The following is a 19,288-nucleotide window of genomic DNA, read 5'->3' as shown; positions in this document are numbered from 1 at the left end:
ATTAAATCAATGGATTTCAGGTTATTTCTTATATTTAACTAATTATTATTTTATGCCTTATTAAAAGAAGATATCAACACATTTAATAAATCTATATAAAATTTCGAGGAGTTATTATGATAAAAAAAATAGACCATGTGGTCATTACTACTAATAATATAGAAAACTGCATAAATTTTTATAAAAAGCTTGGTTTTACATTAAAGAAGACAAATGAAAGATATGAACTTTACTCTGGAGATTTCAAAATAAATGTCCATTTAAAAGGTCATGAACTTTCACCTCACAGCAAAAACGTACAAACAGGTAGTGCTGATTTGTGTTTTGAGATAAATACTAATATTGACATGACAAAAACAAACTTAGAACAAAATGGTATTAAAATTAAGCAAGGAATTGTAGAACGCACAGGAGCCTTTGGTGAAATGAAGTCTATTTACTTAAGAGACCCTGATGGAAATTTAATCGAATTGTCAAGTTATGGAGAATAAACTTTGGAAAATTTAATTCTATCTATAAATGTAGTTCTTCCTTTGTTTCTCACAATGTCACTTGGGTATGTTCTGAAAAAATTAAGTTTATTTGATGAACATACTTTAAATAAAATGAATAATGTTTGTTTCAAATCTTTCCTGCCATTACTATTATTTTTTAATATATACAATACGGATTTAAATGGTTCTCTTAACCTCAAACTTATGGCTGTAGCTATTATAAGTATTTTTTCAATCTTTTTACTCTTAGTTTTTATTATACCTAAAATTGAAAAAGATAATAAAACAAGAGGTGCATTAATACAAGGTATCTTTCGCAGTAATTTTGTTATATTTGGTATACCTGTAACAATCTCACTATTTGGTGATAAAAATATTTGGGTTACATCTTTATTAATTGCAGTTATTGTTCCTATGTTCAATGTATTATCAGTCATAATACTTGAGATTTTTAGAGGTGGTAAAATAAATATAAAGCACATGATTAAAGGTGTTTTAACAAATCCTCTCATAATAGCTTCTGTAATAGGATTGATAATGCTTATTTTAAATATTAAAATCCCTGAATTTTTACATAAAACCATTGGTGATATTTCCAAAATTGCTACTCCCCTATCACTTATAATTCTAGGTGGGTCTTTCAGCTTTTCTGCTATAAAAGGACATATAAGACCAATTATACTGGGGGTGTGCGGAAAACTTATTCTTATACCTGCTATATTTTTACCAATTAGCATTTTTCTTGGATTTAGAAATGTAGAATTAGCTTCACTTATGATAATGTTATCTGCTCCAACTGCTATTTCTTCATTTACAATGGCCCAACAGATGAATTCTGATAGTGAACTTGCTGGACAAATTGTAGTATTTACCTCTGCATTTTCCATAATCACAGTATTTATAATAATATTTATCTTAAAACAGAATAATCTTATTTAGTAATATCCTATAGTATAATTTGGTATAATAAGAAATATATACTTGTATTGTAAGAAACACATATTGATAGCATAGTAAATATGTATTGATATTGTAATAAATATATACAGAAAATAAGTACTACTCATAACTCAAAAAAATATAAAAAAGGTGGACTATAATAAATATAGTTCACCTTTTATATTGAAATTTATATTCTCTATTGAAACTTGTATTCTTTACTGAAACTCATAAAATTTCAAGCTTTTTTTAAAAATAGTATATAGCTTATTACTTATAAAAATTATATTGGCATATCCTCTTTTTTTATATTATTTTTTAGCTTTATCAGTTGATAATTCACCTACAGTTGTATACTTAACATCCCCATCTTTAGGATTTCCTACTTGTACTGGCAGATTAGGTTGTGTTTGCCATTGCCACCATCCACCATCAAATAAAGTGATGTTTTTCCATCCATTTTCATAGCACATTAACCAAGGAATAGTTGCTCTCCATCCAGTTCCACAATAAAATGCTGTATTTGTATCTTTTGTCACATCAATATCTTTAAAATAACCTAATACTTTATCAAAATCTACATAGCTTTCATCTTCATTCATATAATCTTGCATACTGCTTGCATCAGTACCTGCACGCCCCCATACAGCACCCTTTGGCTCTCCAGCTTTATCAATATAATTGTAACCACTTGTTTTTCCAGAGAACTCTTCTAAGCTTCTTATACTTACTAGTCTAAAGTTAGGGTCATTTTTTAATTTATTTTCTACATCTTTTATATCCATTACATATTCTGGATGAGCTGGAACTTTTACACCAAACTCTTTTTGAGATTTTGGCTCTACTGCTCCTTTTTCTACATCATATTTTGCATTTTTCCATGCTTCAATACTCCCATCCATAACTTTAACATTTTTAACACCAGCCCAAAGACAAATGAATGCTATTCTATCTACTCCTGAATCAGAACCATATAGTATAACAGTTGTATCTGATGTAATACCATTGCTAAGTAATACTTTTTCAACTACATCTGCTGGTTTGATATTGTAGTTATCAAAGTCTTTTACTCCTTCATCATTATCATATTCTAAAGAGTCTGTATCAATATGAATAGCTCCTGGTATATGCTGTTTCAAGTAGCCTTCATTTTGTTCAGTTGCTCCCCATGAGCCTTCTGCAATAACATAATTTTTAGACTCTGGTTGATTTCCATCAATAACACTTTTTACCCACTTAGGTGATACAAATACTTTTGTTGTATCAACTGGATCAGCTGTAACCTTTTCCGCATTAGCATCTTTATTACTTGCTTCATTTGAATTGTTGTTTGAACACCCAACTAATAAAGTCGCAATCATAGCTATACATAATATTAAACTTAATAACCTTTTTTTCACGTTTTTCCCTCCATCTTATCTAGTTTTCATCTAAAAAGTATATCATATAGCTTTTTTCTATTCAATAATTCTACAGCTTATACATAATGTTGGCTATACAAAATATCTATACTTCATCTTACTTTTTATACAAAATTTCTATACAGCATTCTATTTATATCTTACTATTAAATTATATTGATTTATATTATAATATTTTAGTAGTAAACATTATAATATAAATCAATATAATATTTTTAGTTTGTCTATAATTTAATATAATAAGGAGAAATACTAATGAAGAAAACACTCTATAGTATTACAATACTATTTCAAATTGCTTTTCTAATAGGATGTAAGGTTTTTGAAAAATATGCAAATACAAGAATGGGAATGCATAGGTGGGTAACATACACTAACAGAAACTTTGAAAGAGATTATCCTATTGAATCACTTAAAATAGCTCTAATAGCTATTCTTATCGTTTTTACTATAATTGCAATTATACTGCTAATTCAAAACACTATTTTAAAAAAGAGCTATAATTTATTTGGTAAATTAATGGGTCTTTTAACAATAATAATCAACACTCTTTTATTAAAGTTTATATTAACAAATACACAATATACTAACAGTTCCTACTTTTTTTTAATAATGATGCTTAGTATGGTATCTATTTTGCAAATTATCAAGTTGATTGTGCATACTAGAATGATTAAAAATTAGATATATCAAAAGCTAGATATTAAAAACTATATAACAAAAATAGATATATCAAAAATTTATTTTATAAATATCTGACTCAATTCATAAAATAAAAACTGGACCAATAATATAAAATCATTAGTCCAGCTTTTATTTTACGTACTTTTTTATGTTGACGTACTTTTATTAAAAACTAAATTTAATTTTTAAATGTAACCAAAATGCACTAATTAAATAATGGCCAGTTATTCAACAATACCACTACTTCTTAACTATAAGTAGTGCCAATGCATTTATAAAAAATAATACTGCTGTTATTTTTGTAACTCTAGCAAGAAATGCTTGTTTTCCTTTTGGTTTAAAGTAAGCTTGACTTCCTTCTCCACCAAACTCTGAAGGTAAAGCATTCTTAGAATCTTGAGGCATTATGCTAATTACTAGTAAAATCCCTAGTACTACTTGCACACCCATTAAAATGTTGCCCATTCTTGCCCCTCCTATCTTTCTATTACTTAAATTTCATTACTCTTTAGTGTATCACAATAATATAGCCATTTCAAGACTATTATGTTATAAATCACAAACAAAACTGATATCAAAAGCCATCAAAATATATCTATAGTTTTTAATTATAGCAATTATTTCAAAGCTTTTATTTATTTTCCTAATAAAAATGGCTTACATATAAAAAGGGATAAGTGCTTTGAAAAATCAATTAACACTTATCCCATTTATCTCTTATAAGATAAACTTAAAATCTTTTATACTATCTTTTTAATCCTTAAAAACTATTTTTTTAAGTTATAGAAAGATTTTAATCCACAGTATCTAGCTTGCTCTCCAACCATTTCTTCTATTCTTAATAATTGGTTGTATTTAGCAACTCTATCAGTTCTTGATGGAGCACCAGTTTTTATTTGTCCAGCATTTACTGCAACAGCTAAATCTGCTATAGTAGAATCTTCAGTTTCTCCTGATCTATGAGATATAACAGCAGTGTACCCTGCTCTCTTAGCCATTTCTATTGCATCTAGAGTTTCAGTTATTGTACCTATTTGGTTAACTTTAACTAATATAGAGTTAGCTACTCCATTTTCAATTCCTTTTTCTAATCTTTCTGTATTAGTAACAAATAAGTCATCTCCAACTAATTGTAATTTGTTTCCTAATTTTTCAGTTAATAATTTCCATCCATCCCAATCTTCTTCATCTAAACCATCTTCTATAGTTATTATTGGGAAGTTGTTTGACCAATCTTCATATAAAGCAACCATTTCAGCAGCAGTTAATTCTTTTCCTTCTCCAGCTAAAACGTATTTTTTAGTTTCTTTATTGTACATTTCTGTAGCAGCAACATCAAGTCCTAACATAACATCTTCTCCTGGCTTATATCCAGCTTTTGTTATAGCTTCAACTATTAATTCTAAAGCTTCTCTGTTTGAACCTAAGTTTGGAGCGAATCCACCTTCGTCACCTACACCACAAGCTAATCCTTTTTCTCCTAAAACTTTCTTTAATGAATGGAATACTTCTGCTCCCATTCTTAAACCTTCTTTAAAGCAACAAGCTCCTACTGGTAATATCATGAACTCTTGAACATCAACGTTATTATCAGCATGTTCTCCACCATTTAATATGTTCATCATTGGAACAGGTAATTGCTTAGCATTTACTCCACCTAAGTATTGGAATAATGGTAAACCTATTTCATCAGCAGCTGCTCTAGCTACTGCCATTGAAACACCTAATATAGCATTAGCTCCTAATTTACCTTTGTTTGGAGTTCCATCTAATTCTATCATCATTGCATCTATAGCTGGTTGGTCAAATGCATCCATTCCTTCGATTTCTGGTGCTATTATTTCATTTACGTTAGCAACAGCTGTTTCTACACCTTTTCCTAAGTATCTTCCTTTGTCTCCATCTCTTAATTCAACAGCTTCAAAAGCTCCTGTAGATGCACCTGATGGAACTATTGCTCTTCCCATTGCTCCATCTTCTAATACTACTTCAACTTCTACAGTTGGATTTCCTCTTGAGTCTAATACTTCTCTAGCATATACTAATTCAATAACTGACATTTGTATATCTCCCTTCGATTTTTCTATTAGTTAAATTTTCATTTACTGTAAACATCCGTCTACTAGTTTTAATCTACTTATTATATTATAGTACAGAAAGTTATTTTTGAAAATTAGATACAAATTTATTTGATGGGTAAATTTGTAAAAGTTTCTATTTTTATTTTATTTTTTATAATTTTTAACTTATCTATTAGCCAAAATCAATCTTCAATACATAAATATACAGATAAACTTAAAACATGAAACACAAAATTTACAACTAATGATTCTAATAATTTTTGATTTTATAATATATATTAATTATTATTTTTTACATCATTTTACTTAAACTTTATAAAATTCACTTAGACTGAAATACTTTTAAGTTTACTTTATTGTAAGTTACTATTCTACTTATCAATTCAATTTATAAACTTATTAATTCAATTTCTAGCACCTAATTTTGCATATTCAAATTCTTTAGCAAAAATTTCAAATGGCACTAGATTAATAGATAATACTTATTAAGCTTAACTATTTTGAAATAAGTGAATGACCAGTCATTTCTTCTGGTTTTTCTAACTTCATCATATCTAAAACAGTTGGCGCTATATCAGATAATCTTCCTGCGTCTAATAATTTTGCACCTTCAAATTCTTGTCCAACAACCACAAATGGTACTGGATTAATAGAGTGGGCTGTTACAGTCTTTCCTGTTTGTGGGTCTAACATGTATTCAGCATTTCCGTGGTCAGCAGTTATTATTGCGCTTCCACCTAGCTCTATTATTTTATCTACTAATTTTCCTACACAAGTATCTACAGTCTCAACAGCCTTTATAGCTGCTTCAATATTTCCTGTATGACCTACCATGTCAGGGTTTGCAAAGTTTAAAACTATAAAGTCAAACTTATCTTCTCCTAGTTTTTCTAAAGCTTTGTCTGTTAATTCATATGCAGACATCTCTGGTTGTAAGTCGTAAGTTGCAACCTTTGGAGAAGGTATTAATAATCTCTCTTCACCTTTGTTTGGCTCTTCTACTCCACCATTGAAGAAGAAAGTAACATGCGCATATTTTTCAGTTTCAGCAGCTCTTAATTGAGTTTTTCCATTTTTCGCAAGATATTCACCCAGAGTATTAGTTAAAGATTGTGGTCCAAATGCTATATGCACTTCTTTTATAGTTATATCGTACTCTGTTAAACATACAAAGAAGTTTTTAATTTCTTCTCTTTTAAATCCATCAAACTCTTCACTTACTAAAGCTCTTGTTATTTGTCTTGCTCTATCTGGTCTGAAATTGAAGAATATAATTGAATCATTTTCTTTTATACTTCCAACTGCTTTATCATCTTTAACAATAACTGTTGGCATTATAAATTCATCATTTTTTCCATTATCATAAGAGTTTTGAATAGCTTCTTCAATAGAAGTTGCTTTTTCGCCAATACCTCTAGCCATGGCATTGTATGCAAGCTCTACTCTTTCCCATCTCTTATCTCTATCCATTGCATAGTATCTACCAGAAACTGTAGCAAATTCACCTACTCCAATTTCATTCATACTAGCTTGTACTTCCTTAGCATATTCCAATGCGCTTTGAGGGTCAGTATCTCTACCATCAGTAAATGCATGAACATATACTTTTTCTACACCTTTATCTTTTGCCATTTTGATTATAGCTTTAAGATGGTCTATATGTGAATGTACTCCACCATCAGACAAAAGACCCATTACATGAAGAGAATGTTCTTTTGCGTTGTCCATAGCTTCACATAAAACTTTATTATTAAAAAAATCACCATCTTTTATAGATTTTGTTATTCTAGTTAAATCTTGATATACAATTCTACCTGCACCTATATTAGTATGGCCAACTTCTGAATTTCCCATTTGACCATCAGGTAGACCAACATCAAGACCACTAGCATTTATTAATGTGTTTGGATATTCTTTCATTATTCTGTCTAAATTAGGAGTTTTGGACTCAGCAATTGCATTTCCCTTAACTTCCTTATTATATCCAAATCCGTCCATAATAATTAAAGCAACTGGTTTTTTCATCATTTCACTCCTTAGAAATTAACAAGGTCTAAATAGTCATTAGCAGCTAAGCTAGCTCCACCTACTAAAGCTCCATCTATATCACTTTGACCCATTATTTCAGCTACATTTGAAGGTTTAACACTTCCACCGTATTGTATTCTAACTTCATTAGCTAATTCTCCATATAATCCTTTTATAACTTCTCTTATATAAGATATAACATCATTAGCATCTTCAGCAGTTGCAGTTTTACCAGTTCCAATAGCCCAAATTGGCTCATATGCAACAACTACTTTTGCTAAATCATCTTTAAGAACATTTTCTAAAGCTTTTTCAACTTGAACTTTACAAACATCTTTAGTTTTTCCAGCTTCTCTTTGCTCTAAAGTTTCACCAACACATAGTATTGGGTCTATTTCTACTTCTAAAGCTTTTAAAACTTTTTTGTTTACAGTTTCATCAGTTTCATTGAAGTACTGTCTTCTTTCTGAATGTCCTATTATAACATAGTCCATATCTATTTCTTTTAACATAAGAGGTGAAACTTCTCCTGTAAATGCTCCTTTTTCTTCAAAGTGCATGTTTTGAGCACCTATCTTTATATTTGTACCCTTAGTAGCTTCTTTTAAATCCTTCAATAAAGTAAATGGTGCACATATAACAGCTTCTGCCTTATCAGCATTAACTTTTCCTTTAACTTCATTTACAAATTCTAAAGCTTCTTTTATTGTTTTATGCATTTTCCAGTTTCCTGCAATTATAGGTTTTCTCATTTTACAATCTCCTCTATATAGTAGTTTATTTATTATCTAATGCTGCAATACCTGGTAATTCTTTACCTTCTAAAAATTCTAGTGATGCTCCTCCACCTGTTGATACGTGAGTCATCTTATCACCAAATCCTAATTGATTAACTGCTGCTGCACTATCACCACCACCAATTACAGTAGTTGCGTCAGTTAATTCTGCCATAGCTTTGGCTACTGATAGTGTTCCATTTGCAAAGTTTTCAAATTCAAATACTCCCATTGGTCCGTTCCATACTACAGTTTTTGATTCTTTTATAGCTTTTACAAAGTTTGCTATAGTCTTAGGTCCCATATCTAGTCCCATATAATCTTCTTTTACATTAGCATCTTCTGTTACTATTGGAGTTGCATCTGGTGCAAAGTGGTCTGCCATAACAACATCTACTGGCAATAATAAGTTAACGCCTTTTGCCTTAGCTTTTTCCATCATTTCTTTTGCATATTCTACTTTATCTATTTCAAGTAAAGATGTTCCTACTTCATAACCTTGAGCTTTTAAGAATGTATAAGCCATTCCTCCACCTATTATTAGATTATCAACTTTTTCTAATAGTTCATTTATAACAGCTAATTTATCAGAAACTTTAGCTCCCCCAAGTATAGCTGTAAATGGTCTTACAGGATTGGCAACAGCTTCTCCTAAGAATTTTAATTCTTTTTGAATTAAGTATCCGCAAACTCTCTCTTGTAAAAATTCTCCTGCTCCAACTGTTGAACAATGCGCTCTATGAGCAGTTCCAAATGCATCATTTACAAATATTTCAGCAAGTGAAGCTAATTCTTTAGAGTAGTTTTCTTCATTTTTAGTTTCTTCTTTTCTATATCTAGTATTTTCTAATAACACTACATCTCCGTTTTCCATTTTTTCAGTAGCTTTTTTTGCATTTTCTCCTACAACATTATCATCTGCTGCAAATACAACTTCTTTACCTAACATTTCAGATAATCTCTTTGCAACTGGTGCTAAAGATAATTCTGGTTTAGCTTCTCCCTTTGGTTTTCCTAAATGAGAACATAATATAACTTTTGCTCCTTTAGAAATTAAATATTGAATTGTTGGTAAAGCTCCGTTTAATCTATTTTCATCAGTAATTACACCATCTTGTAATGGTACATTAAAGTCACATCTCACTAATACTTTTTTCCCGCACACATCAATATCTTCTATAGTTTTTTTGTTTAGCATTGACATAAATATCTCTCCTTTTAATAAAGTAATTTTTTATTGCCAAGTATAATATAGTACATACTTTTACCCTATTAAATATATCATATTATCATATTTTTATATATAGTATGTAACATTATTTAGGTGTATTTTATATATTTTTTCTTAAAAAAAGTCCAGAGTCCGTAGTGTTAAACTACAAACTCGGACTTTGTCAATCTACTTTTCTATTTTCTAAAAGCTGACTATTTTGCTAATTGTGCAAAGTATCCTAAAGTTCTTATTAATTGAGAAGTATAAGACATTTCATTATCATACCAAGAAACAACTTTAACTAATTGTTTTCCATCTACTTCCATAACTTTTGTTTGAGTAGCGTCAAATAATGAACCGTAGCTTATTCCGATTATATCAGAAGATACTAACATTTCTTCAGTGTATCCGAAAGATTCGTTTGAAGCTTCTTTCATAGCTGCATTTATTTCTTCAACTGTAACATTTTTTCCTAATGTACAAACTAATTCAGTTATTGAACCAGTTACAACTGGTACTCTTTGTGCTGCTCCATCTAATTTTCCTTTTAATGCAGGTATTACTAAACCGATTGCTTTTGCAGCTCCTGTAGTGTTTGGAACTATGTTTCCAGCAGCAGCTCTAGCTCTTCTTAAATCACCTTTTGGATGAGGACCATCTAAAGTATTTTGGTCATTAGTATATGCATGTATAGTAGTCATTAATCCTTTTTCTATACCATATTTATCATTTAATACTTTAGCCATTGGAGCTAAACAGTTAGTTGTACAAGAAGCTCCTGATATAACTGTTTCAGAACCATCTAATATGTCACTGTTTGTGTTGAATACTATTGTTTTTAAATCTCCAGTTGCTGGTGCAGATATAACAACTTTTTTAGCTCCTGCTTGTATATGAGCTTCTGCTTTATCTTTAGAAGTAAAGAATCCTGTACATTCTAATACTATATCTACTCCTAATTCAGCCCATGGTAGGTCAGCAGGATTTCTTTCTGCTGTTACTTTTATTTCTTTTCCGTTTACTATAAAAGCACCTTCTTTAACTTCTATTTCACCGTTAAATCTTCCTTGAGCTGTATCATATTTAAATAAATGAGCTAACATTTTAGCATCTGTTAAGTCGTTTATTGCAACAACTTCAAACTTATCTTGTTGCTCCATCATTTTTCTTAATGCTAATCTTCCTATTCTTCCAAATCCATTTATAGCTACTTTAACCATTTTCGCTACCTCCTATAAAGTAAATGTATGTTGTCTAGCTCTGTGCTAGTTTTCGACTTTTATAATAATGACAATATCTTATAAGCACTTTCTTCATCTGTTACAAGAACCATGTTTTTATGCATATTTGATATAGCTAATAAGGCTTCTACTTTTTCTGTTCCTGCAAAGATTGCAATAGTTTCTTTTACTTCTTTAACTGTCTCTAAATCAATTCCAACAGTATTTAATTTATAAACTATTTCTCCATCTTTGTTGAAATAATATCCAAATGCTTCTCCAACTGCATTTTTAGATAATATCTCGTTAACTTTATCTTCTGGAAGTTTTCTTCTCTTTGCCATGACATCTGCTCTACCTATGCTGAAAACTAAAATGTCTGTTCTTTTAATATACTCCAAAGTTGTCTTAATCTCTGGCACTTGGCTAAGAGTTTTCATTGCACTCTCGTCCAATTCATCTGGTATATGTAAAAGTTTGCAATTAGAGTGTAATTTCTTACTTACTGAAGCAACTATACTATTAGACTGCATCTCTACATCAGTTCCCATACTTCCTCTAGCTGGCACTATTGTAGAGTTTGGATATCTCTTATCAGTTTTAATAACATTTGAAAACTCTAACATAGTGCTTCCCCCTGTTATTGAAACTATATCTCCATCTTTTAAAATACCTAAGAAATACTCGCATCCATATCTAGTTACATCTTTTAATAAGCTTCCATTTTCATCACAGCTTCCAGGAACTAGTATTACCTTTTTTATTCCAAGCTTTTCTCTGACCCTATCTTGTAACTTAGACAATCCCATGATGTCACTCATGATGTCTTTAAGTTTATCTAATAAATCAGAACCTTCTTTAGTGATAGTCATTCCAGATACAGCAACATCTATAAGTCCTTGTTCTTTTAAAAACTCTGTTTCTGACCTAATTATTCTTTCACTAATTTCTAATACATTTGATAAAGTTCTTCTACCTATTGGTTCACTTAAAGATATTTGTCTTAAAATAGAGTATCTTCTTTCCATAAGTTCAATTGCCTGTGGAATTAGTTTCTTTTGAATTTCTAATAAGTTCTTCATAACATACTCCTTATTGCTTTCCTTTAGGGACTTTTTTTGTCCCTAGTGTTTATTTAAGTCCCACAAGATAATTTTATTTTATAGGATTTGCGTATAGATTTCAATAGTTTTTCAAAAACTTTTTTATTTTTTTGTTTTATAGCAATTTCTCCACCATTTTCAAAGTACAGTATTTTTTATTTTTTATATAATATTTTTTCCATATATTTTTTGGTTTTTATTCTAATATTTTTGACTCAATCTTGTATGTTCTACTCTGCTAGATTCTATATGTCTTTGTTTTTATACTTTATGTTTTTATTTTTATGCTCTTAAAATTAACAATAACTGTTTATTTATCTCTGTATTTTTTTGACTCTAGTTATCGTTCTAATTCCTGATTTTTCCTAATATTTAATTTTATTTCTAATACTTTTCTTTCCAATACTTAAATTCATTTGTATAATGCTCATTTGTATTTTAATTAGCATTTCCCCTAATTTTACTGATACTTCTTTCTCTTTTCACTAATATTCTTTTCTCTTACTTGAAGACAAAATTCCTAATTCTTCACGATACTTGGCAACTGTTCTTCTTGCAACATTGATTCCTTTTTCTTTTAATAGCTTAGATATATGGTCATCACTTAAAGGTTTCTTTTTATTTTCGTCTTTTATTGTTTCCTTTATAATTTTTTTTATGCTTGTACTAGATGCCATTTCATGATTTTCAGTTTCAATAGCACTACTGAAAAAGTACCTAAATTCATATACTCCAAAAGGTGTCAGCATATATTTCCCATTTACACCTCTACTTATAGTAGATTCATGAAAATCTAATTTTTCTGCTATGTCTTTCATTTTTAAGGGCTTTATATATTTTGTTCCTTTTCTCAAAAACTCATCTTGAGCTTTTACTATTTCTTCTGCAATTTTAAGTACTGTAGTCTTTCTACTTTCTATATTTTTCATAAGCCCTGTTGCCGAATTTAGTCTTTCTTTTATAAATTCTTTTGCACTTTCGTCAGACTGTGAATTTTTTAGTATGTCTTTATAATAACTGTTTATTTTTATTTGATAGGAGTCTTTTTCATTTAAATACACAATAAATTCATCATCAATTTTTTCAACTGTTACATCTGGTTGTATATATACACTTTTTTCTACTGAACAGGTTCTTCCTGGCTTAGGGTCTAATGTTTTAATTATATTTATTAGTTCAACGCATTTTTGTAGTGACATATTGTACTTCTTGCTTATCTCTTTATATTTATTATTTGCAATTAAATTTAAGTCTTTTGTAACGATTTCCTCTAAAATTTCATTATATATTCCTAAGCTTGCCATTTGAATCATCAGACATTCTGAAAGACTTCTTGCACCTACTCCACTAGGTTCCAACTGCTGAACACTAATCAAGCATTTTTCAAAAAGTTCTTCATCTATCTTTAAAGTATCAACAATTACTTTTTCCTCAGTTCTCAAATATCCGTCCTCATCTAAGCTATCAATTATATACTCACAGACTTCCATTTGTTTATCTGTTAGCTTATATAAGCTTATCTGAAACTTCAAATCCTCATATAAATTTGACGAATATTTAACTAAATTTTCTAGATTAACTTCATTGTCAGGGTTATAACTTATTTCTGTTCTATCTAAACGTCTTGATTTTTCCATATCTTTTATATATTCTTCCCAATTTATCTCCCCACTTTTCTCAACTTCGACTAATGGGTTATTCTCTGCTTCCCTTTTAATCTCTTCTTCTAACTCCAACTTACTCATATTTAATATTGATAATGATTGCTTAAGTTGTGTAGTCATGATTAGCTTCTGAGACTGAGTTAACTCTAGACTATTATTAAAATTCATTTTGCTCACCTCTCAATTTTATTAAACTTATTTTATAAAAGAAAAACCCTCCTGTATATGTATATTCTATCATTTAAAATATACCTTATGCAAAAGGGTTTTTTTTATTTACAATTTAATTGATTTTTTTTATTTAATATTTATTTTTTTGTTATTTTTTTTTACTATATGGCGTATTTTGAAGTGGTAGTTCAGTTCTAAACTCTTTATCAAATACATAATAGGCATTTTGCACTGCTGGTGCAGTGGGAACTGTACAAATCTCTCCTACTCCTTTTGCACCATATGCCAATAAATCTTTGTTTTTTTCAACTATTACGGCTTGTATTTCTGGTATATCTGTAGATTTAAATAAGCCTAATGTACCAAATTTAGCTGTAGGTACAGAGTTGACTACTGGGTAATCCTCTGTTAAGGCATATCCAAGACCCATAACAACTCCACCTTCTATTTGCCCCTCTAAACTGATTGGGTTTATAGCTCTTCCTACATCATGTGCTGCTACTACTTTTTCTAATTTTCCATTTTCATCTAGCATTACAACTTGTGTTGCATATCCATAAGCTACATGGCTTACTGGATTTTCTTTATCAGAACCCATTTTGTCTGTAACACTTGCATATTCTCCGTAAAATTCTTCTCCCTCTAAATCAGATAATGCTTTTCCAGTTGCTAAAGCTTCTTTTAATTTAATTGCTGCAACCTTAGTAGCCTCCCCTGTAAATACTGTCTGTCTTGAAGCTGTAGTATTACCAGAATCTGGTGTCAAGTGAGTATCTGGAACTTCATGCACTATGTTTTCAGGTAGTAAATTTGCAGTTTCACAAACTACTTGAGTCATAACCGTACCAAGACCTTGACCTATACAAGAGGCACTTGTTCTTATATGAACTTTACCATCTTTTATTACCAGTCTACATCTTCCCACATCAGGTATCCCAACTCCTACACCACTATTTTTCATTGCACAAGCTATACCTGCACGTGGGTGTTTTTCATACTCTTCTTTTACAGCTTCTAATGTTTCTGCCATTGCTGTTCCTTCATCTGCAAATTGACCATTTGGTAAAACTTGACCAGGTCTTATTGCATTTTTATATCTTATTTCCCAAGGTGATATTCCAGCCATTTCAGCAAGTAAATTTAGATTACATTCTGTAGCAAAACAGCTTTGTGTAACTCCAAAACCTCTAAATGCTCCTCCAGGAGGATTATTAGTATATACTGCTGTTCCAGTTATATCAATATCCTGATAATTGTATGGTCCTGCTGCATGAGTACATAATCTTTGCAATACTGGTCCTCCAAGAGATGCATAAGCACCTGTATCAGATATTATAGTTGCTTTCATACCTGTTAGATATCCATTTTCATCACATGCTGTTGTAAATTCCATTTCTGTAGCATGTCTTTTTGGATGAACAATTATACTTTCTTTTCTAGTAAGCTGTACTTTTACAAATCTCTTTGTGTGGTATGCAAGTAAGGCTGCATGGTGTTGAACACTCATATCTTCTTTTCCACCAAATCCGCCTCCTACCATCTTATTTATCACTCTTACTTTTTCATGTGGTAATCCTAACATATCTGCACATTCATGTTGAGTAGCAAACACACCTTGGTCTGTTGAGTAAATTATTACTCCATCTTCTTCATAAGGACCTGCTACTGCACATTCAGGTTCTAAAAATGCATGTTCTGTTGCAGGTGTAGTGTATTTTTTAGTTACAACGTATTTTGAGTTCCTTATTTTTTCTTCAGCATTTCCTCTTACTAAATGTTCCTTAACAAGTACATTACCTGTTTCATGTATATTTGGAGCATCTTCTTTAAGAGCCTCTGCTGTAGTACTTAAAGGTGTCAATTCTTCATAATCTATCTTAACTAGTTTTTTCGCTTCTTCTAATGCTTCTCTAGTTTCTGCTGCTACTAAAACTATTCCATCTCCTAAGTATCTAGTTATTTCACCTTCTGGAATTAAAGTATCCCAATCTTTCTTTAAGTGACCTACTTTTATAGTTCCTGGAATATCTTTAGCTGTAAGAACTGCAACAACTCCTGGGTAAGCTTTTGCTTCTTCTATATCTATCTTTTTAACTAATGCTCTTGGATATTTGGCTCTAACTGCTGAACCATAAATCATACCTTCTAATCTTATATCATCTACATATTCAGAGTATCCAAGTGTTTTGCCTACTGCATCAACTCTATGAAGACTTTCACCAACTAGACCTTTGCAGTTTACTTTTGGCACATCTATATCTTCTCTAAATATCTTTGCTGCCAAACTCACAGCTTTAATTATTTTTACATAACCTGTACATCTACATATATTACCTTTTAAAGCTTTTTTTATGTCATCTTCAGTAGGATTATTATTAACGTCTATAAGCGCTTTTGAACTAATTACCATACCTGGGATGCAAAATCCACATTGAACAGCTCCTTGACTGGCAAAAGAATATGCAAAAACATCTCTTTCTCTTTCTGATAATCCTTCTATAGTTGTTATATTTTTCCCAGCTAATTTATCAGTTTTAAATACACATGCTTTAGTTGCTTTACCATCTATTATGACCATACAAGTTCCGCAAGCACCTTCTGAACATCCATTTTTAACTGAAGTTATATTCATATCTTCTCTAAGGAAGTCTAAAAGTTTTTTGCCTTCTTTTGCAACAACTTTCTCTCCATTTAATATAAATTCTACCATTCTCTAGCCCCCTCTGTTAGACGCCTTTTTATATATCTCCCACTTGGAGTATTACAAATTAATTCTCCCTCTCTAACAACTTCTTTTCCTCTTAAATAAACATGTTCTATTTGACAATTTACTTCATAACCTTCATAAGGCGTATAATCTACATTTTGTAATTGTTTTTTTGCTTCTATTTTATATTTTTTATTTGGATTTAAAACTAATATATCTGCATCACTACCTATTTCTATAGTTCCTTTTTCAGGATACATTCCAAATAATTTGGCGGCATTAGTCGATGTTACTTCTACCATCTTGTTGATAGATATTTTATTTTTACAGACTCCATATGTGTATAAAAGACTCATCCTATGTTCCACCCCTGGCGAACCATTAGGAATTTTACTGAAATCGTTTATTCCAAGTTCCTTTTGCCCCCTATAATTAAAAGAACAGTGGTCTGTACCTATAGTATCTATTTGATTATTTAAAATAGCATTCCATAAAATTTCATTATTTTCTTTATCCCTTAAAGGTGGTGACATTACATATTTAGCACTTTCAAATCCTTCTAAATCATATAATTCATCACTTAATAGAAGGTATTGAGGACAAGTTTCAACTATCACATCTACTCCTCTTTGTTTAGCTTTTAGAACTTCTTCCAAAGATTCTTTACAACTTAGGTGAACAACGTACACCTTAGAATTTGCCACTTCTGCTATCTTCATCAGTCTTGAAGTTGCTTCTGCTTCTAATATAGCTGGTCTAGTTAATTGATGATATTTTGGAGATAGATTATTTTCTGCTTTTGCTTTATCCACAAGTTCACATATTATATCCCCATTTTCACAATGGAATCCAATAATTCCTCCTACCTCTTCTGCTTTTCTCAAAGCTTCAAAGATGACACCATCATCAACTTGAAGGCTTCCTTTATATGCCATATACAATTTAAATGAAGATACTCCCTCTTTCACCATGTCTTCCATTTCATTACAAACTGAAGCATTCCAATCTGTTATAGCCATGTGAAAACCATAGTCTGAATAAGATTTATCTCTAGCTTTTTCATGCCATTCATCTAATCCTTCTTTTAAAGAACAACCTCTAGATTGTGTAGCAAAATCTAAGATAGTAGTAGTACCTCCAGCTATTGTAGCTTTTGTTCCTGTTTCAAAATTATCTGCTGTCTTAGTAGTTCCTGTATCTAAATCAAAGTGAGTGTGTGTATCTATACCTCCTGGTATAATATAAGAATCACTAACATCAACTACTTCATCATTTTCTTTTGATATATCAACACCTATATCAACTATTTTCTCATTTTCTATTCTTACATCTGCACAGTAAGTTTTTTCACTTGTTACTACTTTCCCACCTTTTAAAACAATTCCCATATAGACTCCACCTTACTTATAACGTATCAATTTATTTTATCTGAAGAAATTAACTTAAAGTAATTTGATTAGAGAACTTATACACAGTAAATTTATATTTAGATTAAACCATTATTTAATTAAACTAATGTTTAGTTAAATCAACGTCATAAAATTATTAACTTCACGTTGTATTGTTAATGTATAAACTTGCTTATCTAATATATTTTATTATCTTAATATATTTATTACTCTAAGTTAATTACTAAAATTCTATATAATTATTATTCATTAACAGCTTCTACTTGATTGTAGCAAATACTTAAAGCACCTTTTGGACATCTAGTTACACATAATCCACAACCAAAGCACTTATCCACATCTATATTTAATTTATCTGTCACTTCTAAAGCTTCATATACACAGCTTGTTACACATTGTTTACATTTGATACACTTATTATCATCTACAACTGGAGCCACTGCATGAGTTCTAAATCCTCTAGCTGCCATTTTCTTATGAGTTAATCCTTTGATTTCATTAACATCAGCATATCCATTTTCATCTAAGAAATCATTTAATTCTTTAGCAATTTTTCCATATATAGAAGGCCCTTTAAGGATTGCTTCTGTACATACTTGAACAGCACTTGCTCCTGCCATCATCATTTCAGCTACATCTTTTCCACAAGTTATTCCACCAACACCTATAATTGGTATATTTACAACTTGAGAAGCTTCATATATACATCTTATTGCTAATGGTCTTATAGGAGCTCCTGATAACCATCCATATCCTGCTTTACTTCCCATTATAGGGTATCCTGTGTTTACATCTATTGCCATACATGGTCCAAATGAGTTTATCATTACAAGTCCATCTGCTCCTGCTTCTTCAACAGCTTTTGCAATAGTTTGAATATCAGTATGAGGACTCATTTTCATAAATACTGGTACATCTAAAACAGCTTTTGCAGCTTTTAAAGCATTTACTATTGGAGCAACATCTGTGCCTACATAATGAGTTGATAATTCAACTGCATCTGCGTAAGGTTTTACTAAAGGTGCAACCTCAGCTATTTGTTCTGCTGAATATCCCATACTTACTATTGCTGGAAGACCTGCTGCTTTTACTTTTTTGTATTCTTCTTCTATCCATTGTTCTTTTGGAAGCTCTGACCATAATTCTGTATTTAAGAAACCACTGTTAGTTTTTGCCATACATGGTCTTGGTACATCTGCTGGTAACACAGATATAGTTTTTGTACATATAGCTCCTGCTCCACCTTTTGCTGCCTCTTGACAGAGATCACCATCTTTTGCTCCAGGACCTGCCGCTGTCATAACTGGATTTAAGAATTCCATTCCATATAAATTAACTTTTAAATTAGCCATATTATTATCTCTCCCTTAATTAAATA

General features: G+C 30.6%; 15 protein-coding genes. 3 read left to right on the top strand and 12 right to left on the bottom strand.

The features are described 5' to 3' along the window. Window positions 1-116 precede the first annotated feature (116 nt). A complete protein-coding gene (locus tag IC213_RS06665) occupies window positions 117-491 on the top strand; it encodes a VOC family protein (RefSeq protein WP_227862873.1) in 375 nt (124 codons plus the stop codon). A gap of 54 nt (window positions 492-545) precedes the next feature. Then, on the top strand, window positions 546-1,433 hold the full coding sequence (locus IC213_RS06660) for an AEC family transporter (RefSeq protein ID WP_413927298.1): 888 nt from the start codon (window positions 546-548) through the stop codon (window positions 1,431-1,433). A gap of 311 nt (window positions 1,434-1,744) precedes the next feature. Here the strand turns inward: IC213_RS06660 and IC213_RS06655 are convergent, their stop codons facing one another. Beyond that, on the bottom strand, window positions 1,745-2,833 hold the full coding sequence (locus IC213_RS06655) for a rhodanese-like domain-containing protein (protein ID WP_227862871.1): 1,089 nt from the start codon (window positions 2,831-2,833) through the stop codon (window positions 1,745-1,747). 276 nt (window positions 2,834-3,109) lie between these two features. Between IC213_RS06655 and IC213_RS06650 the strand changes: the two genes are divergently transcribed. Beyond that, complete coding sequence (locus IC213_RS06650; RefSeq protein WP_227835116.1) at window positions 3,110-3,538, top strand: hypothetical protein; 429 nt, start codon at window positions 3,110-3,112, stop codon at window positions 3,536-3,538. A 240-nt stretch (window positions 3,539-3,778) separates the two neighbouring features. Here the strand turns inward: IC213_RS06650 and secG are convergent, their stop codons facing one another. The 11 genes from secG to IC213_RS06595 all read right to left on the bottom strand — a co-directional run bounded on the left by secG (window position 3,779) and on the right by IC213_RS06595 (window position 19,262). Continuing rightward, entirely contained in the window at window positions 3,779-4,003 is a 225-nt protein-coding gene (gene secG, locus IC213_RS06645; RefSeq protein ID WP_227433778.1) for a preprotein translocase subunit SecG, read from the bottom strand. Window positions 4,004-4,305: 302 nt separating this feature from the next. After that, entirely contained in the window at window positions 4,306-5,598 is a 1,293-nt protein-coding gene (eno, locus tag IC213_RS06640; protein WP_227433777.1) for a phosphopyruvate hydratase, read from the bottom strand. Window positions 5,599-6,114: 516 nt separating this feature from the next. Then, on the bottom strand, window positions 6,115-7,644 hold the full coding sequence (gene gpmI / locus IC213_RS06635; protein WP_413926637.1) for a 2,3-bisphosphoglycerate-independent phosphoglycerate mutase: 1,530 nt from the start codon (window positions 7,642-7,644) through the stop codon (window positions 6,115-6,117). An 11-nt stretch (window positions 7,645-7,655) separates the two neighbouring features. Then, the gene (gene tpiA, locus IC213_RS06630) at window positions 7,656-8,399 is read right to left on the bottom strand and encodes a triose-phosphate isomerase (RefSeq protein ID WP_227433775.1); all 744 of its coding nucleotides are present in this window, start codon (window positions 8,397-8,399) and stop codon (window positions 7,656-7,658) included. Between the two features lie 25 nt (window positions 8,400-8,424). Further along, window positions 8,425-9,627, bottom strand: coding sequence for a phosphoglycerate kinase (locus tag IC213_RS06625; protein WP_227481909.1), 1,203 nt, complete (start codon window positions 9,625-9,627; stop codon window positions 8,425-8,427). A gap of 221 nt (window positions 9,628-9,848) precedes the next feature. Next, on the bottom strand, window positions 9,849-10,856 hold the full coding sequence (gene gap, locus IC213_RS06620; protein ID WP_227433773.1) for a type I glyceraldehyde-3-phosphate dehydrogenase: 1,008 nt from the start codon (window positions 10,854-10,856) through the stop codon (window positions 9,849-9,851). 59 nt (window positions 10,857-10,915) lie between these two features. Then, the gene (locus tag IC213_RS06615) at window positions 10,916-11,938 is read right to left on the bottom strand and encodes a sugar-binding transcriptional regulator (RefSeq protein ID WP_227433772.1); all 1,023 of its coding nucleotides are present in this window, start codon (window positions 11,936-11,938) and stop codon (window positions 10,916-10,918) included. Between the two features lie 506 nt (window positions 11,939-12,444). Further along, window positions 12,445-13,791, bottom strand: a complete 1,347-nt coding sequence (rpoN, locus tag IC213_RS06610) for an RNA polymerase factor sigma-54 (RefSeq protein ID WP_227433771.1) — start codon at window positions 13,789-13,791, stop codon at window positions 12,445-12,447. A 151-nt stretch (window positions 13,792-13,942) separates the two neighbouring features. Further along, window positions 13,943-16,504, bottom strand: a complete 2,562-nt coding sequence (gene xdh, locus IC213_RS06605; RefSeq protein WP_227831559.1) for a selenium-dependent xanthine dehydrogenase — start codon at window positions 16,502-16,504, stop codon at window positions 13,943-13,945. Continuing rightward, the gene (gene hydA, locus IC213_RS06600; protein ID WP_227862870.1) at window positions 16,498-17,889 is read right to left on the bottom strand and encodes a dihydropyrimidinase; all 1,392 of its coding nucleotides are present in this window, start codon (window positions 17,887-17,889) and stop codon (window positions 16,498-16,500) included. Before hydA ends, xdh begins: the two co-directional genes overlap by 7 nt. Window positions 17,890-18,152: 263 nt before the next feature. Beyond that, window positions 18,153-19,262 carry a 4Fe-4S binding protein gene (locus IC213_RS06595; RefSeq protein WP_227862869.1) on the bottom strand — a complete coding sequence of 370 codons (1,110 nt, stop codon included), beginning with the start codon at window positions 19,260-19,262 and terminating at the stop codon, window positions 18,153-18,155. Window positions 19,263-19,288: the final 26 nt, after the last annotated feature.

The sequence above is a fragment of the Clostridioides sp. ES-S-0049-02 genome (assembly GCF_020658465.1).
GTDB lineage: Bacteria > Bacillota > Clostridia > Peptostreptococcales > Peptostreptococcaceae > Clostridioides.
Note: the sequence above shows the minus strand (reverse complement) of the source record. Positions and strands in the feature narration are given on the sequence as shown.

Excerpts from the sequence above, each read along its gene's own strand:
- IC213_RS06665 (WP_227862873.1), top strand. The coding sequence starts at position 117 with ATGATAAAAAAAATAGACCATGTGGTCATTACTACTAATAATATAGAA.
- IC213_RS06660 (WP_413927298.1), top strand. The coding sequence starts at position 546 with ATGTCACTTGGGTATGTTCTGAAAAAATTAAGTTTATTTGATGAACAT.
- IC213_RS06650 (WP_227835116.1), top strand. The coding sequence starts at position 3,110 with ATGAAGAAAACACTCTATAGTATTACAATACTATTTCAAATTGCTTTT.
- secG (WP_227433778.1), bottom strand. The coding sequence starts at position 4,003 with ATGGGCAACATTTTAATGGGTGTGCAAGTAGTACTAGGGATTTTACTA.
- eno (WP_227433777.1), bottom strand. The coding sequence starts at position 5,598 with ATGTCAGTTATTGAATTAGTATATGCTAGAGAAGTATTAGACTCAAGA.
- gpmI (WP_413926637.1), bottom strand. The coding sequence starts at position 7,644 with ATGAAAAAACCAGTTGCTTTAATTATTATGGACGGATTTGGATATAAT.
- tpiA (WP_227433775.1), bottom strand. The coding sequence starts at position 8,399 with ATGAGAAAACCTATAATTGCAGGAAACTGGAAAATGCATAAAACAATA.
- IC213_RS06625 (WP_227481909.1), bottom strand. The coding sequence starts at position 9,627 with ATGTCAATGCTAAACAAAAAAACTATAGAAGATATTGATGTGTGCGGG.
- gap (WP_227433773.1), bottom strand. The coding sequence starts at position 10,856 with ATGGTTAAAGTAGCTATAAATGGATTTGGAAGAATAGGAAGATTAGCA.
- IC213_RS06615 (WP_227433772.1), bottom strand. The coding sequence starts at position 11,938 with ATGAAGAACTTATTAGAAATTCAAAAGAAACTAATTCCACAGGCAATT.
- rpoN (WP_227433771.1), bottom strand. The coding sequence starts at position 13,791 with ATGAATTTTAATAATAGTCTAGAGTTAACTCAGTCTCAGAAGCTAATC.
- xdh (WP_227831559.1), bottom strand. The coding sequence starts at position 16,504 with ATGGTAGAATTTATATTAAATGGAGAGAAAGTTGTTGCAAAAGAAGGC.
- hydA (WP_227862870.1), bottom strand. The coding sequence starts at position 17,889 with ATGGGAATTGTTTTAAAAGGTGGGAAAGTAGTAACAAGTGAAAAAACT.
- IC213_RS06595 (WP_227862869.1), bottom strand. The coding sequence starts at position 19,262 with ATGGCTAATTTAAAAGTTAATTTATATGGAATGGAATTCTTAAATCCA.